Origin of the sequence: Streptomyces graminilatus (assembly GCF_001418565.1) — a bacterium.
GTDB lineage: Bacteria > Actinomycetota > Actinomycetes > Streptomycetales > Streptomycetaceae > Streptomyces > Streptomyces graminilatus.
Map to the genome: position 1 here is coordinate 34,693 of NZ_LIQQ01000027.1, position 15,101 is coordinate 49,793.

22 protein-coding genes are annotated in these 15,101 nt (G+C 62.8%); 7 read left to right on the forward strand and 15 right to left on the reverse strand.

Annotated elements, in window-relative coordinates; genetic code table 11:
- The first annotated feature begins 6 nt into the window (after positions 1 to 6).
- The 7 genes from AOK08_RS03295 (at position 7) to AOK08_RS03325 (ending at position 6,339) form a co-directional block, all read left to right on the forward strand.
- Positions 7 to 1,221, forward strand: coding sequence for a siphovirus ReqiPepy6 Gp37-like family protein (locus AOK08_RS03295; RefSeq protein ID WP_241826806.1), 1,215 nt, complete (start codon positions 7 to 9; stop codon positions 1,219 to 1,221).
- Positions 1,221 to 2,300, forward strand: coding sequence for a hypothetical protein (locus AOK08_RS03300; protein WP_055523448.1), 1,080 nt, complete (start codon positions 1,221 to 1,223; stop codon positions 2,298 to 2,300). The genes AOK08_RS03295 and AOK08_RS03300 overlap by 1 nt, the downstream gene beginning before the upstream one ends.
- Positions 2,301 to 2,315: 15 nt before the next feature.
- Complete coding sequence (locus AOK08_RS03305) at positions 2,316 to 3,842, forward strand: hypothetical protein (RefSeq protein ID WP_055523450.1); 1,527 nt, start codon at positions 2,316 to 2,318, stop codon at positions 3,840 to 3,842.
- Between the two features lie 13 nt (positions 3,843 to 3,855).
- Positions 3,856 to 4,836 carry a CHAP domain-containing protein gene (locus tag AOK08_RS03310; protein WP_055523454.1) on the forward strand — a complete coding sequence of 327 codons (981 nt, stop codon included), beginning with the start codon at positions 3,856 to 3,858 and terminating at the stop codon, positions 4,834 to 4,836.
- Between the two features lie 9 nt (positions 4,837 to 4,845).
- Entirely contained in the window at positions 4,846 to 5,109 is a 264-nt protein-coding gene (locus AOK08_RS03315) for a hypothetical protein (RefSeq protein ID WP_241826807.1), read from the forward strand.
- A 65-nt stretch (positions 5,110 to 5,174) separates the two neighbouring features.
- Positions 5,175 to 6,011, forward strand: a complete 837-nt coding sequence (locus AOK08_RS03320) for a LysM peptidoglycan-binding domain-containing protein (protein ID WP_055523456.1) — start codon at positions 5,175 to 5,177, stop codon at positions 6,009 to 6,011.
- 19 nt (positions 6,012 to 6,030) lie between these two features.
- Positions 6,031 to 6,339, forward strand: coding sequence for a hypothetical protein (locus AOK08_RS03325; protein WP_055523458.1), 309 nt, complete (start codon positions 6,031 to 6,033; stop codon positions 6,337 to 6,339).
- Between the two features lie 482 nt (positions 6,340 to 6,821).
- Here the strand turns inward: AOK08_RS03325 and AOK08_RS03330 are convergent, their stop codons facing one another.
- The 15 genes from AOK08_RS03330 to AOK08_RS03400 form a co-directional block, all read right to left on the reverse strand.
- Positions 6,822 to 8,300: a DUF6884 domain-containing protein gene (locus AOK08_RS03330; protein ID WP_157876541.1), complete on the reverse strand. Its 1,479-nt coding sequence runs from the start codon at positions 8,298 to 8,300 to the stop codon at positions 6,822 to 6,824.
- Between the two features lie 612 nt (positions 8,301 to 8,912).
- Positions 8,913 to 10,289 carry a DUF3987 domain-containing protein gene (locus AOK08_RS03335; protein WP_241826808.1) on the reverse strand — a complete coding sequence of 459 codons (1,377 nt, stop codon included), beginning with the start codon at positions 10,287 to 10,289 and terminating at the stop codon, positions 8,913 to 8,915.
- 16 nt (positions 10,290 to 10,305) lie between these two features.
- Positions 10,306 to 10,494, reverse strand: coding sequence for a hypothetical protein (locus AOK08_RS03340; RefSeq protein WP_055523461.1), 189 nt, complete (start codon positions 10,492 to 10,494; stop codon positions 10,306 to 10,308).
- Positions 10,495 to 11,124: 630 nt separating this feature from the next.
- Positions 11,125 to 11,466, reverse strand: coding sequence for a hypothetical protein (locus tag AOK08_RS03350; protein WP_055523465.1), 342 nt, complete (start codon positions 11,464 to 11,466; stop codon positions 11,125 to 11,127).
- Positions 11,463 to 11,801, reverse strand: coding sequence for an Lsr2 family DNA-binding protein (locus tag AOK08_RS03355; RefSeq protein WP_055523467.1), 339 nt, complete (start codon positions 11,799 to 11,801; stop codon positions 11,463 to 11,465). The genes AOK08_RS03350 and AOK08_RS03355 overlap by 4 nt, the downstream gene beginning before the upstream one ends.
- Positions 11,802 to 11,983: 182 nt before the next feature.
- Positions 11,984 to 12,217: a hypothetical protein gene (locus tag AOK08_RS03360; RefSeq protein WP_055523469.1), complete on the reverse strand. Its 234-nt coding sequence runs from the start codon at positions 12,215 to 12,217 to the stop codon at positions 11,984 to 11,986.
- A 14-nt stretch (positions 12,218 to 12,231) separates the two neighbouring features.
- Positions 12,232 to 12,573, reverse strand: coding sequence for a hypothetical protein (locus tag AOK08_RS03365; protein WP_055523470.1), 342 nt, complete (start codon positions 12,571 to 12,573; stop codon positions 12,232 to 12,234).
- A gap of 11 nt (positions 12,574 to 12,584) precedes the next feature.
- Positions 12,585 to 12,743, reverse strand: a complete 159-nt coding sequence (locus AOK08_RS45470) for a hypothetical protein (RefSeq protein WP_157876542.1) — start codon at positions 12,741 to 12,743, stop codon at positions 12,585 to 12,587.
- A gap of 122 nt (positions 12,744 to 12,865) precedes the next feature.
- Positions 12,866 to 13,147, reverse strand: coding sequence for a hypothetical protein (locus AOK08_RS03375; RefSeq protein ID WP_055523474.1), 282 nt, complete (start codon positions 13,145 to 13,147; stop codon positions 12,866 to 12,868).
- 72 nt (positions 13,148 to 13,219) lie between these two features.
- On the reverse strand, positions 13,220 to 13,588 hold the full coding sequence (locus AOK08_RS03380; protein WP_055523476.1) for a hypothetical protein: 369 nt from the start codon (positions 13,586 to 13,588) through the stop codon (positions 13,220 to 13,222).
- A 71-nt stretch (positions 13,589 to 13,659) separates the two neighbouring features.
- Positions 13,660 to 14,025: a hypothetical protein gene (locus AOK08_RS03385; RefSeq protein ID WP_157876543.1), complete on the reverse strand. Its 366-nt coding sequence runs from the start codon at positions 14,023 to 14,025 to the stop codon at positions 13,660 to 13,662.
- Positions 14,026 to 14,129: 104 nt separating this feature from the next.
- Positions 14,130 to 14,318, reverse strand: a complete 189-nt coding sequence (locus AOK08_RS03390) for a hypothetical protein (RefSeq protein ID WP_055523479.1) — start codon at positions 14,316 to 14,318, stop codon at positions 14,130 to 14,132.
- Entirely contained in the window at positions 14,318 to 14,551 is a 234-nt protein-coding gene (locus tag AOK08_RS03395) for a hypothetical protein (RefSeq protein WP_063793998.1), read from the reverse strand. Before AOK08_RS03395 ends, AOK08_RS03390 begins: the two co-directional genes overlap by 1 nt.
- Positions 14,548 to 14,721, reverse strand: coding sequence for a hypothetical protein (locus AOK08_RS45475; RefSeq protein ID WP_157876544.1), 174 nt, complete (start codon positions 14,719 to 14,721; stop codon positions 14,548 to 14,550). Before AOK08_RS45475 ends, AOK08_RS03395 begins: the two co-directional genes overlap by 4 nt.
- Positions 14,718 to 15,092 carry a hypothetical protein gene (locus tag AOK08_RS03400; protein WP_055523483.1) on the reverse strand — a complete coding sequence of 125 codons (375 nt, stop codon included), beginning with the start codon at positions 15,090 to 15,092 and terminating at the stop codon, positions 14,718 to 14,720. The genes AOK08_RS45475 and AOK08_RS03400 overlap by 4 nt, the downstream gene beginning before the upstream one ends.
- Positions 15,093 to 15,101 lie beyond the last annotated feature (9 nt).

Genomic DNA, 15,101 nt, shown 5'->3' on the forward strand with positions numbered 1-15,101 from the left:
GTGGAGGTGCGCGACGCTGCACTCAACCGAATAGGCATCATTGACACCTGGATCTCGATGGACCTGGTGGTCCGCTACTGCCAACAAGGCTCCTGGCAAATCCTGGTCGGGGCGGGAACTCCTCAGGCCAACCTTCTCCAGAAGGGCGGCGGAGTCGCAATCTATCAGGATGGCGTCGACCTTCCGATTCTCACGGGACAGATCGAGTCATTTCAGCATTACTGGACCAACAGCCAACACACCTCTCTGGGGTCGCTGTATTTCGGAGGGAAGTGTGACAACAAGCTGGCTTACAACAAGCTGGCCTTCCCGGACCCGACGAAGGCCGCCACACAACAGTGGCAGGCAGACGACAGCGGCCGGAAAGTCTCCGGGCCGGCGGGCCACCTGATCTGGTCCGAGCTGGACCAGGCGATGGGCTCTGGCGCCCTCCCCAACCGCCAGGTGGCCGGCGTAGTGATCGGCGACGACGCAGCGTTCGGACAGTCCGTCTCGGACAACCTCCAGTGGGACGTCATCGGCACGAAGATCGAGAGCTGGATCGACACCTCGACGACCGGTTACCGGTTCCTGTACGACCCCGACGCACAGGCCATCAACCTCCACATCTTCACTCCGCGGAACCTCTCCAAGGGCGTCCGCTTCAGCCGCGACCTGGGCAACCTCCGTGAATTCACATGGTCCTTGACCGCTCCGACCGTCACACGAGTCGTCGTCGCGTGTCAGGGCGCCGGTAAGAACCGCTACCTGTACCAGCAGATCGACACCGACTCTGAGGCCGAGTGGGGCCTTCAGATCGAACAGTTCCTCGACCGGCGGGACCTGCCCATCAAGGCGGACCCGACGACGGGCCTGCCCGTGAAGGCCGACCTCTCGGTGACGGACGAGGACTTCGCGACGGCCAAGCAAGCCGTTCTCGATGCCGCCACGGAGGCCCTGAACACCGGCGCCAAGAACGGGAACTTCCAGCTCTATCCGATCGACACCCCCCTTATCCAATTCGGCCGGGACTATTTCGTCGGCGACATCGTCACCGTCTCCATTGACGGAGTCGAGTACACGGACATCGTGCGCGAGGTCTCCATCACCGTGGATCAGGGCGGACAAACAGAGACTGTGTCTCCATCCATCGGCGAGCAAGGATCGGGTAACCCACTAAACCTTTACAAGACGGTTTTTGAAATGCGCGAAAAGCTGCGCAAGCTAGAGGCGAGGATGTAATGAGCAACGAAATCAGTTACCCATTTACCGCCGATAGCGCTGGTGGCGGATCTCAGATGGTGACTCAGGCACAGTGGCAATACATGTCACGACAGTTCGCCAAGGACCGGGTTGACTACCGGCTTTCCGCTGCGAGCCTCGTCGCGTCAGATCTTCCTTTCTATGCCCAGGTAGTCAACGGCACCACGGTTTCCATTGCCCCCGGTAGGGCCTTGGTAGGCGGATTCTATTATCAGCTCACTGCCACGAACACGGTTACTATCGCGGGGAATACAGGCGCCCTCCCACGAATCGACCTGATCGTCCTCCGTGCCAACCTGACCGCCGGCGCTGTCAACCTGGCCGTCGTCCAGGGCCAGGCCGCGGCTTCACCAAAGGTTCCGGTGCTCACCAAGACCTATGGCGCCACGTGGGAGATGCCTCTACACCAGGTGAGCGTTCCCGCTAACAGCGGTGCCATGGGCGTCATCAACGTCATGCCCTTCGACACGGCCGAGCATGTAGCAGTTCCATGGAACGTCACCGCAGCATCAGCCCTGCAATCAGTCGGCACGTTCGTGTACGACATGGACAACAATACGTCCGACACCCAGACCGAGTATTTCGTTGGGCGTGACGCCCTCGCAGTCACACGGGACCTGGGCCAGGGGCGCACCTATACCCCGTCTCTGGTCAACGTCAATGACGGCCTACCGTCCGCGAACAGGACAGGGCGTTGGCGTTGGATTGCCCCTGGCGTCGTCTATTTCTCCCTCTCCATAGTCAACGACTACGAGGACCGGGGGATCGTACGCATAGGCTCGGGGGCTATTGGCATATCACTGCCACAGCCAGCCGCTAGCGCTACCGGGCAGTTTCTCGGTGGATGGATTTCGAATCCGCAAAGAGGCGGAAACATGCCCAACACCATCGATATCAGCGCGCACATCAACAAGAGCAGCACTGCTCAGACGGTTGCGTGGCTCTACTACCCCAGCACTTCAAATCTCGCTGAGGGCCAGGACTGGCTACCCGCAATCCCGCTCAGATCGACCGTGACGATTTCCGGAGTGTACGAGACGAACACCTTCGGCAACTAAATAGGAGGGTGCCTCATGGCACGACAACTGTTCGGCGGAACAGCGGACAGCGTGGCCGAAGACGCAACCGGCGCCCGAGTAGCCAACGCCATAGGAACCGTCTGGAACGGACCCAGCGCAGGGGCCACCCGACTCGCTGACCTCACCGACGAGAGCGGCGCCCCGATCGACCACCTCACGGCAGATAGCAACGGCTACGTCGCAGCCTTCTACGGCCCGGACGGGTACGCGCGAGTGTGGGTGGACTTCGGGGCCGGGAAGGTGGCCCTGGTCTCCGTCACGGTCGGAGAGCGGTTCGACTCCCATCTCACCGCTGTTGACCCCCATGGGGACCGCAGCTATGTGGACTCCAACTTCGTCAAGACCAGCGATGCCGGGTGGGTGACCGAAGCGAACGCAGTGGTATCGCGTCAGAAGGGCATCCATGTCCCGCCTTCCTGGGGCGAGTTCTGGCGTCCGAAGCGCGCCGCCGCAAAGCTCGCAAGCGGCAAGGCAACCGTCGCCGTTGTTGGAGGCTCCGCGGCTGCTGGCTTCAACGCGTCCAACCTGCGCACGAAGAGCTGGCCGGGGGCCCTTGCCACCAACCTTCAGACCGTCTTCGGCGACGGCGGATCAGGCTTCTACAGCGCACTCGTCAGCTCTCAGGGCATCGGCGGCTCAGACTCCGCCGCAATCACACAGTGGACCACTTCGGGCGGCCTCGTCACCCAGACCGGTACATGGACCATCGGCGGGTACCCGGCCGGACCCGGCTGGGGCTACCTCTACAGCTCGACCAACGGCAGCACGTTGACCTTCACCGTGCGAGGCTCCTCGGTCACGATCTACACCCTCGGAGCTGACGGGGCGCACTCCCCCTGGACCTACAGCATCGACGGGGCTACGGCTGTCGCCGTCACCGACACCGCGACCACCGGTCTGGCCGTACTCACAAAGACCATCACCGGCCTGTCCACTGGCACCCACACGGTCAAGCTCACTCACACCGGTACGTCGTCTCAGTACCTCTCAGTCTGCGGAGTCACTGCCGAGAACGCGACCGGTGTCGTGGTCAACAACTTCGGCAAGCGCAATGCCAGCGCAGCCCAGTACGTCACGCCGATGAAGCTCGGCTGGAGCGGTGGCCCCAACTACCCGGCCGACGTAGTCATTTACCAGGTCAGTACGGACGACATCGTGAATGGCACCTCAGCTGACGCATGGGCGACCAGCGTGCGCCAGCACCTCTCATACATCCGTGACGGGGGTTCCGCCGTAGGCAACACGGACCTCGTCATCGTCCTGCCGCACATCGGCCAGGCCGACTTCTCGAACCAGCGCTACCAGGACTACGTGGATCGCGCTCACGGTCTGGCGACCACCTTCGAAGCCGCCCTCATCGACCTGTGGGGCATAGGCCGAAATTCCTGGAACTACTGGAACTCACTGGGATATTGGTCAAACCCGGCGTCTCCCGGCGCCGCTGGCACTGACGCCGTCTTCATGTCGGACGCCGGCCACTCCTATGTCGCGGGAGTAATCAATTCGCTCCTCGCGAGCTGACTAAGGAGGATCAATGGGAAACCCCCAGATGCCGCAGGTAATCGCTGTGGCCAAGTCACAGGTTGGGTACCGCGAGGGCTACGCCGAAGGCGGCTGGACCAACATCACGAAGTACGCGGCTGAAGTGCCCGGCCTCAGCTGGGCTCAAGGTCAGAGCTGGTGCGCCGTGTTCACGAGCTGGGTAGCGATGCGAGCCGGCGTTCCGTCCCTCTTCCCTCGTACCGCTGACTGCTCGGCCGCAGTCACCTGGTTCTCCAGCGCAAGCCGCTGGAGCTGGTACCCCGCCGTAGGCGCTCAGGTCATGTACGGAACTTCCGGACAGGACCACACGGGAATCGTCTATGCCTACGACGCCACTTACATTTGGACGATCGAGGCAAATACGAATGACAACGGGTCGAGCGAGGGTGACGGAGTCTATTTCCGCAAGCGCAAGCGCTCCGATGCGAATGTCTACGGGTACGGACTCCCTTCCTACTCGGAAGGCGTCACCACGGCAGACCCGGCCAAGAACGGCGTCAGCGGCTACACCTACGCCGTGAGCAGCCTCGGCCCTGGCCCGGCCTCGCTCCAGCCGGGCGGCCTGATGACGAACAACCTCGTCGCCGACACACTCTCGGTCGACGGCACGGCCAACGCCGGCCGCGTGTTCATCCAGCAGAACGACACGTCGACCGTGGGCCTGGAGGTCGTCTCCGCATCCTCCTCTGCCACCAGTCTGGCCCTGTTCAAGGACGCCAACGGCAATGTGGTCTTCGAGATCACGGGAGCCGGAAACCCTGTCTCCCGCGCGACCCACTACTTCCCCGCCGCGCTCCAGCTCGGTGCGACCGCCGCGGACCTCGGGGGCTCCGCTGGCGCGGTCCTTTCGATGAAGAACGCGACCACCGCCCCCACCACCAACCCGACCGGCGGAGGAATCCTCTTCGCCTCTGGCGGCGCCCTCAAGTGGCGAGGCAGCAGCGGGACGGTAACCACCATCGCACCTGCGTAAGGAGGACCCATGGATGTTCAGGCCCTCATGGCTTACGCGGGGATGGCCGCTACTGCCATAGCCGCCGTTGTGATGACGAAGGCCGCATGGCGGATCAATACCGCGAAGGTCTGGAAAGAGGAAGCCGAAGCCCAGAAGGCTCGCGCTGACCGCCTTTCGGAAGACCTGACTGAGATCAAGGAACGGCTGACTCGGATTGAGGACGAGAACAAGCGGCTTGTGGAGCTGCTGACTGCACTCGATCCCGAGAGAGTTGCCGCACTCCGTATCTGACAAACACTTCCTCGGAGGCCGGGTTTCTCCCCGGCCTCCTTTTTCATGCCCTGAAGGGGGTCATCATGAGTGGTGCCGCAGAACTGATTCGCATAGCAAAGGCAGAAGTTGGCTACAAGGAAGGCTTCGCCAACGGCCACTGGGACAACACGGAGAAGTACGCCGGGCAGGTGCCCGGCATGGCATGGGTGAGCGCCGGCCACTACCCATGGTGCGCACTCTTCGTCTCCTGGGCGGCCCTGAAGTCTGGGAACAACGACCTCTTCCCGCGTACCGCGTCCTGCGCCTACGCGCTCGACTGGTTCCGAAAGAAGGGCCGGTTCAGCGAGTACCCGGCGATCGGCGCCCAGGTGCTCTTCGGCCCGAACGGCGGGACCCACACCGGCATCGTCTATGCCTATGACTCGACCTACGTCTACACCGTCGAGGGGAACACCAACACCAGCGGTTCCCCGGAGGGCAACGGGGTCTACCTCCGCAAGCGTGCTCGCCGAGACGCGAGCACCTACGGCTACGGCCTGCCGAAGTTCCCCGAGGGCGTGACCACTGCGGACCCTGCTCTCAAGGGCAAGTCCGGCTTCACGTACGCCGCAAAGGCTGACGGCCCTGCGGCCAAGCACGCGGCCCCGAAGGCGGGCCTGAAGAAGGTCATCGTGAAGTCCGGCATGACGCTTTCCTCGATCGCCCTGGCTGCGGGCGTCACCCTCGCGTCCCTGCTGACGGCCAACCCGAGCCTCAAGAACCCGGACAAGATCCAGCCCGGCCAGACCATCACTGTGCCGGCGAAGCCGTCGCCGACCGCGACGAAGAAGCCTGCGAGCAAGCCCAGCGCGAAGCCGACCAAGTCGGCGACCGCCAAGGCGACTCCGAAGGCAACCAGCACCAAGCCCTCTTGCAAGTGACCCCCGCTTAGGAGCCTCTATGAAGGAATTCATTGCCCGGCACGCTGTCCGCCTGATCGGTCTGCTCGGCTCGATCACGCCCGTCCTGGTCGCTCGATACCCCGGCGTTCCGTGGGAAGCCCTGGTGGGTGTCGGAGCCGCGTTCCTCGGCCTCGGTGAGGTCGCTCAGCGCAAGCACGACACCAAGACTGCCGCCGCGTGGGCCCTGGCCGAGGCCGGTCAGTACGCGCTTCGCGAGATCGAGCGTCTCCAGAACAAGGCCGCTGCGGAGGACGAGTTCGCTGCGACTTCGCACGAGCCCGCTGCCCATCCGCCCTACACGGCCTGACGGCCCAAGAGCTGAGGTAGAGGGGTCTACCTCGGGTGAGAGATGAACTGCCCCCCAGCCTTCGGGCTGGGGGGCTTTTCTGCGTTCCGGCTATGATGTAGCTGCACGGCCCTGGATACTTTGGCGTTCCAGGGCCGTGCGGCCGTTCGTGATCAGAACCGGGTCAGCACCCCATCGACGTACCCGAGGGGCACCACATCAGTGTGAGGCTCTCGCGTGTCAGGGTCATCAATCCGGTAGTGATGTCTGCCATGCTGGTCCTCAATCAGGACCAGGGGATCAGCTCCGCACCGACGGCACCGGAAAAAAGCGAACTCAGCCTGACTCGCCGACGGGCTTATATCGCTCGGGCTTTTGAGAACTGCTGCCACAGGGCTCCTCCCAACCTTGGGTTTTACTGAGATTCTGCCACTTGTAGGCCAGATAAGAAAAGCGCCCTTGCACGGGGCGCACTCTTCTCTGCTGAGGCATATCGGATGGATTCACTTTCCCGTCCTCCGGTACTCCTCGCAACGGCGCTTCCAGTACGCCTTGGCCTGGTCCGTGTTACCTTCCTCAGCCAGTTCGAGGAAGTTGGCTGGCACCTCGTAGCCGCCAGGCGGCATCGTCTCCTCAACTGCCGCGGGCTCCTCCTTCCGCATGGGGGTCTGTGCGGGGGACCAGTGGATCTGAGAGACCAGGCTGCACGTCATAACCTTCTGATCCGTCTTCACGTCGATCAGGTCGTACCGGCCCTCTCCGATGTAGATGACATTGACCTTCACCCACTGACCCGGCTGAGGGTTTCTCTTGCCTGCCTTGCCACCGAACCAGACGACCAGGCCATGTGAGTGGTACCGCCCTGGCAGGCCCATGACGTTCCGGAACTGGCCGGACTTCCACTCGTCCGGTCCTTCGTGCTCCTGGTCCTGGTGCTCGTCCTCGTCCAACGGGTCACCGCTGTACATCTCAGCGAGCTGCTTGAGCTGCTGCCCTATACCGCCCTTCAGCGGCGCCTCTGCGTCCGGCCAGATTTGCCGAGCCGCCTTCACGTACCTCTCTCCGCCGAGGACGGTGACCGTCGCGTTCTTCAGGCCCAGCTCCTCGACCTGTCGCTTCACGAATCCGAGACGGACACTGTCCTTGTCGCCCATCGTCACGTCGTAGTTCTCGATCTCCTCGGTGAGAGGGATCAGCCCGTACTTCGCGCTGAGGACCATCGTCACGCCGTCCATGACCTCTGAGGCCATCAGGCAGGCGGTGAAGTAGTTCCCGATGTAGCGCTCGCCGGCGGGGATCTTCCCCTGCCTCTGGGACTTCTTTCCGCCGCAGGCCACCAAGACCAGGCGCTTCGTCGCCTCCTTGGGGGCGTCATCCTCTTCGCCCGTCCCGAGGTAGCCGTTGATGAGTCGCCCGGTCTGCTCGTACGCCCCGGTGTGGGTGCCGATGAACTTCAGAGCCGCCCGCTTCACGGCACTGCTGTCGTAGTCCTTGAACCGGTCCATCTTCCCCAGGAGCCACCCCAGGGTTTCGGTGCGGACGCGGCCCGAGGCTCCAGTCTTCGCCCACGTCATGGCCAAGAGGTCTTCCTTCACGGCCTCCGGGATGCTCGTGTCCTTCGCGAAGTCCGAGACGTACGGACTGACCAGGCTGCCTGACAGGCTTGCGGGAAGTTTGATCTCGTGCCGGGTCTCGCGCGGGTCATCCGGCGCGTAGTCCATCTCATGACGGGCCAAGATGCTCTTCCCCGCCATCCACTCATTGTTGTTGTCGTTCTTGATCACCCACTTTCGGGCCTGCCTGATCAGCACGCCGAGGGCGCTGTTCGTCAGGGGGACCGTGGTCGACCTCTGGGAGTTACCGAGTCCGAGCGCCTTGCAGGCGTCCATCAGATCCCGCTCGGCCTGGGTATCCGCGTCCATAGTCCGTGTCGCCCACTTACGGGCCGTCGCCGGAAGGTGGACCTCGATCTTGTTCGTCATGCTGATCTCCACTTCGGTTTCATGACTGTCGTTGAGGATGTTGAGTACGGGCACGTCAATGCGCCCCGTGCATACGTCGCAGTCGCATTCGTGATGCATGCAGAAGCAGCCGAGTTCATCGCACAGCCGGTCAGGGCCCCTGCCATTTCCCTGGTCGTACCAAGTGGGGTAGACCACGTGCTGACGGCTATACGGATGTCCGTGAGGGAGGGGCCGGCCCTCACAGTCGGCCCGTGCTCTCTCTGCGTTCTCGGGCGCAAGAAAGGCCGCCCTGCACGTGGTGCACTGAAGGCGGCCTTCTGGTCGTTTCCTAAGGGTGTGTCTACTCAACCCACACTTCCGTCTCGCTGACGATGCGAATGCGGCTCGCGTCGCCCCCAGCGGCTCGAAGGGCCACCTTCATCACCACTGGGTGAACGCGGACCACAGAGACCGGCCCGTTCCGAGCACGGGCACGGCTCTGAGTGACAGCCCTACGCCTCTTGATCAGTTTGCGGCGCGTATCCCGCTCTTCGCGGTCCAGCCTTAGCCACTCGTCTGCCGCACGTTGAGCGGGCGTCGACGACATATCGCTAAGGCTGGTGGGCTGTTCCTGGTGCATAGTGCGGCTCTCTACAGAAGGGCCAAGATCGGATTAGTGGGTGCAGCAGGTGGGGCAACAGCCGCGACCTCACGGACCTTACGAGGCTTCTTTGGGGGCTTTGAATCCTGTCCGACGACCACCCTAAGCACAGGTTTGCCAGAATGTGGAGCCTTGGATTCCGTTTCAGTGGATTCCGGAACCTCCGTTTCGACTCCCTCGGTCAGCCGATACATGATCGGCTTTGCCCCTCGTCCGGGCTGTTGCAGCTTGTAGACCTCGACGTCATCCATGTCCGCAACAGCCTCCTTCAGGGCCGCCGCGTTGGCACGGGTGCCCAGGGCACGGAGAAGCGTGGTGCTGGACGCCTCGCCTCCGTAGCGAGTGAGGATTTCCCGAACCAGCTCTTCCGTGGTCTTCATCGGCCTCGCGCCCTGGTCGGCCGCATCGCGAACCAGCTGCTCGACAGATGCCATGGACTTCTGAACGAAGGCCCAGGCCGCCTCAACGGCACGCCTGCTGATCTTCGTCTTCTTCTCGGAGGCCGCGAGCACCGCGGCGATTCGCTGAACCTGCTCAGCGGCCCGTTCCATGTAGCTCGACAGCAGCTCGGGCATCTCTGCCATGCGCTGTTCGATGTAGGCCCTCAGCTCGTCGAACCGGCGGCCGGCAGGCTTGTCGAAGCTCATAACCCGCTCTTCCTCGGCCGCCCACTTAAAGGCCGCCGCCAGCGGCGCCACATCCGGGAACGTCGGCTTGTGGTCGTACGGCAACATCTTCGAGCCCTGCACCAGGACCGGAAGGAGACGGTTGTACGAGCCGCCCAGGGCCTCGCTCGAAGACACGTACTTGGCCCACTCACCAGGCGTGATGTGGCTGTGAAAGCCCAGCAGTGGCCGTTGGACCGACTGTAGGCCCTCCTTCTTCGTGCGATTCGAAATCGGCTTGCCGTCCCAAGCCGTACGGAAGAGGGTGCTGAACTTGCTGCACCGCTTCTGTGTCTTGAGGACGCTCGCCCACTCCTCTTCCACCAGCATGGCCCGGCCGTCGATCCCCAGCTCGGAGCCCATCGTTTCCAGCTCCAGCTTGGCCAGCATGTCCACCAGCGACGGGCCAGACGAGACGCCGTCACGTATACGAGCCTCCATGTACCCGCCGATGACCGGACGGAGGATTCCCCTCGCGGTATTGAGTGCGTAGCCCTTCCGGCCGATGGCCGATCGGCCCGCAAGGACGGTCCAGACCACGACGGGCCGGCCGTTGTCCAGCCGGACCTTCCGACTGATCGCGGACGAGTACAGGGAAAGGCACGCTGCCCACACCCCGATCGGATCGGCCTCACTCGACGGCATGACCGCCTCAACGGCCTCGCCCAGAGGGCCGTACTTCATCGCTTCGAACGTGGTCACTTCCTGCCTCCTCTTCTTACGCGGTCTGCGCGGCGAGCTGACTGCTGCCGAGCGCTTCCGCGAACCAGGTCCGGAACTTCCCGCCGTGCTCCTCGCACACGTCGTACTCGTCGCCGAAGATTTCGAGCTTCCCGACCGCTTCGCGCTCCTCGCCCTTCTTTTCGCACGGGTCGCACGTCACAGACTTGATAACCTTGGTCGCCATTCCAATAGGCTCCTTTGCGAATAGATCCGAACACTCGTACTTTGGCTACGAGCACCCATGACGAAGGGCCGGGAATTCTATTCCCGGCCCTTCGTTAAAGATGTTCGACCAAGTCAGCCCGCAGTACGCGCTGCCGCTATCGCTGCTGCGGACTCCTCTCCCTCACGGCGCACTTTCTCAACCCATTCCGGGTGAAGGAACGTGTTGTCATCTGGCCATCGGGGCTCTACTTCGTCCACCCAGGCAGACCAGACCTCCGCTGTCTGCTCAGCGTCAGACGGATGGTCGATTTCCCAGAGCAGGCAACGAAGGACGTGGGCTCTGTCTCCCTCAGGCTCGAACCCTGACCATGTTTCGTACTCCTTCGCCACGAGTGCACGAATACGCTTTGCCTCGTCACTCATGACACACCTGCCAGTACTCGGCGGCCGGCCTGCCACTCCTCGACCACGTGAGCCACCAGAGCGCGGACAACCACGTCCGGGTCTGCGTAGGCGCCCGCTACGTGTCCGCAGTCTTGGAACACGCTCCGCAGGGCCACAAAGCTCTCGTTGAAGTCCGGCTTCGCAGCGGCAGCTTTGGCTCTGTCGCCCACCGAGGCGGAGTCAAGGAGGAAGTCCTTCATCGCGCTCACTCGGCCGCCCCGAACTTCGCACGCTGCTTGTTGGACATGTCCACGGGCGCCCACCACTTGAAGTAGGCGAAGCCCGCAAGGCTCCGGACGAACCGCGCCGGGAGAGGGACGATGCTGACCAGGCCCCGGTACACGAGCATGTCCAGCTCGGAGTCATCCGGGGTGTAGCCGATCGGCCCCTTCCCGGTGGCGTAGTAGTCGTGGCCTTCGAGGACTTGCCCCTCTGCGGTGATCAGGGTCATGGCGTACTTCTCACTGCCAGGCGTCCACTCGACGACCACTCCGAGGTTGGTGAGGCCGTCGGGGACCAGGCCCACGGCCACATGTGTGTGCTTCACGCATGTCCTTTCGCTTCGTTGTATGCCTCGATCACGCGCCGCGGAATGCGGCCCCGCGTGCCCACGAAATAGCCGTTCTCACGGCCCCATTCGCGCATGTCCTTCATGAGCCAGATCTGATGCTCAGCCCGTTTACGATCTTCGGCGGCTTCTGCCCACATCCGCGTTTCCTTCTCGCGCTGCTCCGCCTCACGCTTCAAGCGCGCCAGATGGCGGGGGTAGTACTCGCGGAAGTAGCGGATCTCTGGATCGGTGGGCGACCCTCCGTCGTCGGCGCTCCGGAGCCTCTCGTGGACCATGAATTCCCGGACAAGGTCCGGGTCCGGCTCGGTCACCTGACGATCAGAGGACGAGTGGTCACGTTTTCGTCCTCCTCCCACCGTTCGGCGTGCTCGTCACAGTGCGGCCAGGAGACGAACCGCTTGTCTCCGTATCGCTCGATGTCGACCCATCGAGTCGCGGGCCGGCCGCAGTTGGTCATGCAATTTCCGCTGTAGTCCTTGGGGTACGGCACAGGTCACCAGCCTCGATCAATTCCGTGGTCTTGCCGAAGGTGATTGCCCTCCCAAAGGGTGGCCTGCCTGTTCATCCACGGGTGTTCCTTCTCCATGAGTGAGGAGGAAAGCGCCTTGAACACCTCACCGTGCTCGGAGCACGAGACCACGACGTTGCCGTACGCCACCCAGTGGAGTCGGCCCCCATCGGAGGTCCAGCGCCTCGGCTTGGGGAACTCCACGAAAGTGAGCGTCATTTCCGGATGTTCCATCAGGCACGCACCTCCAACACGGCGTTGCTCGGGGAGATACAGCGGCCCATCCGGTAATCGCTGACCGTGATAAATCCGCCCTCCATACGGTCCATGCGGATGTGCGGGCCGTCCTCCTCAGACCACTCGGACGCGTCCTCCAGACGCTCAGCCGTCGTCGTCTCCGCCCACACCGTAAATTCGGCCCCGTACAACTCACTCCACTGGTTCATGATGTTGAACAGGTGCTCGAACTTCTCCACGAGAGCAACCGCCCTCGCGTCCTTAGGGGCGGGCATCTCCGCATATCTCGGATTGTTGGAGTCGGTACGCTCGCCAAGGGCCATAATCCAGCGCGCCATTTTCTTTCCTTTCAGTTCTGGGCGAAGGGCACGTGGCCCTGAAGAACAGCGACGGCGTGCAGGTAAGAAGCCGATTCCCCGAACCGCTTGACCGCTTCCGACTCGGCCTCGTCCGAGGCGTTCGAGCCGCTGGTGGCCCACACGTGGAAGAGCTGGGGCTCATCCGTCATGTGAAATTGCTCCCACCCTTCAATGAATATTTCCGGGTCCCAGTCGCGGACGACAGTGAACGGCTTCAGGTTTCCCCGCTGACTGATTCGTCCCATGACCGCCGGAATCACGCTTCTCCAGCTCAATTTGCACTCTCCATTTCCAGAAACTTGCGCGCCTCTTCGGCGAAGGCGGTCCAGGTGTCTTGGGCATCGAACGCGAAGTTGGTGTCCCTCTCGTCGTAGACACCCATTTCCTCGTCAATACAGGGCTGGTCCCCGTCGACGGGGGCATACGAGGGGATCTCTCGAAAGGACTCCTCTCGGTCCTTCTCCCACTGGCCGTGTGCCTTGACGAGCTTTTCCAGCAACTCCCGTTGCACAGCACTCTGGAACTTCATTCGCTTGGTGTACTTGCGAGACATCTGCTCTCCTCTCAATCGGTTACCCGTGGCGAACGGCCGGGAATTCCCGGCCGCCACCAAACAGGAACCGCGTCAGACGGAAGCGGCGGCGTTGTCCTGGTCGTCCTCGGGTTCGCTGTCGTCGCCGGCGACCTGGTAGCGCTCCCAGAATTCAGCCGCATCGTGACGGCCGGCCGCGTGCATCAATCCCGTGAGCGGTGCCAACTCCAGCTCGGACAGATGCGGTGCAACACCGTGCGCCAGGTTGGGGTCATCGAACTTGTCCACCAGCTCCATGGCGGCGATCAGCAGAACCTCACGCTTCGGGTCCCTGGCTCCCATCTGGAGACGAAGTTTCTCCAGGTCCTCGTGGAGCTGGACGTTCGACTGCACGAGCATGGTCAGAGCGGTGTCCCGCATGTCGCGGTGGATAAGCCAGTGGGTGATGAACGGGATACGCATGCTGAGTCCTTTCGGGCATGAAAAAAGACCAGGGGGATTCCTGGCCTCGGTTGGGGGTTGGGGAGGTGCGGCTACTCCGGCGAGGGCTCACGCTCTTTGAGCGCCTCAAACACCGCGAGGGCGGTCATGCCGATGAGTCCCGCCTCATGGCTCTTGTCGGTCATCCATCCGCCACCGGCCATGAACTCGGAGAATGCGCGATTGCTGTTCCAACTGCCGTGCTTCCGCTGGACGTCGAACGCGACCCCGGCGGCTCGGTCCATGACGTTGCTCGCGAACTCGATACGGTCCAGGCCGCTCCACGTCGCCGTGCCAGCGTGGTCCGTCACGTACTGCTGGGCCGCCTTACGCGCAGCCTCCACGTCGAAGAGGACGTAGGCCCCGCAGACGGAGCAACTCACGTCCTTCAACTCCGACGAGTAGATGGGCTCAGCCATGATGACCGGGAGTCCGCCGTTACACGGCGTTCGGTCTCCCGAGAACGAGACGTGCGATTCGCCCGGTGTCTTCCGGCTCCAGCTCACCTGAAAATCGACCTTGCTCACTTGCTCTCCTCCAGGACTTCCAGGATCGAGGTGTCCTCGATCTCCCACTGACGGGGGTTACATGTCTTGCAGTAGCGGACGTGGGTGTTGCACATGCGGACCGTTCCGGCCGAGGTCGTGAACAGCGTCAGGAGCTGGGGACAGTTGGCCGCCTTGAGCGCCATTCCGTTGTGCCAGGCGTTCATCACCACCCCCTCTCGCTCTTGAACTCGTCCAGGTCCTGGCCGTAGTTCTCGGTGACGACGTCTTCCAAGTCGGCCTGCATGTCGGATGTGAGGACGGTTATGGTCGCGTTCACCAAGAGCGACAGCAGGTCTTCCATCTCCTGGTCGCACTCGATGTCCTGGATGACCAGGTCCATGGCCGCATTCGCGGCCTCGCTCACCCGATCCTCGGTGTAGGTCTTCTCGTTGCTCACGAGTTCGCCCATGCCTTTGCGTCGTCCGAGTTGATCCAGCCCTTCCGTCCGGCCTGGTCCTTGATCTCGATAAGGTCGTGAGCGGTGTACCGCACTACGGTCACCCGCTCCCGCCCGAGAGCGCTGCTGTCGTAGACCGCCTGGCCTCGCTTGAACTTCTTCTCGATCATTTCTCCCCTTCCTTGATGCGGGTGGTGCTCACGCTGTAATCCGGCTGGCGACGCTCCACGTCGATGGGTGCGGGGCCGTCGAGGAAACCGCGCAGCAGATCGGCGGTGTTGCCGTGGTAGCCGATTCCCTCGTACGAGTAGGCGGCATTGCCCATGTAGATGTTGGCTTCGGGGTAGTACGGGCCGCACTCAGCCGCCCAAGTACCGTTCGCCCGGATCACCACACGGTCGTACTCGTGCGAGATTTCCAGGCCCTTGCGGTACTGCTCTTCCGCACGTCCGGGAACCCTGCCGTCGAACTCCGTAGCGAAGTCCTCAGGTTTCAGAAAAGCCTCAGGCGGAAGAGCAGTGAGTTCGGAGTAGGGGCGCATAAATCCTCC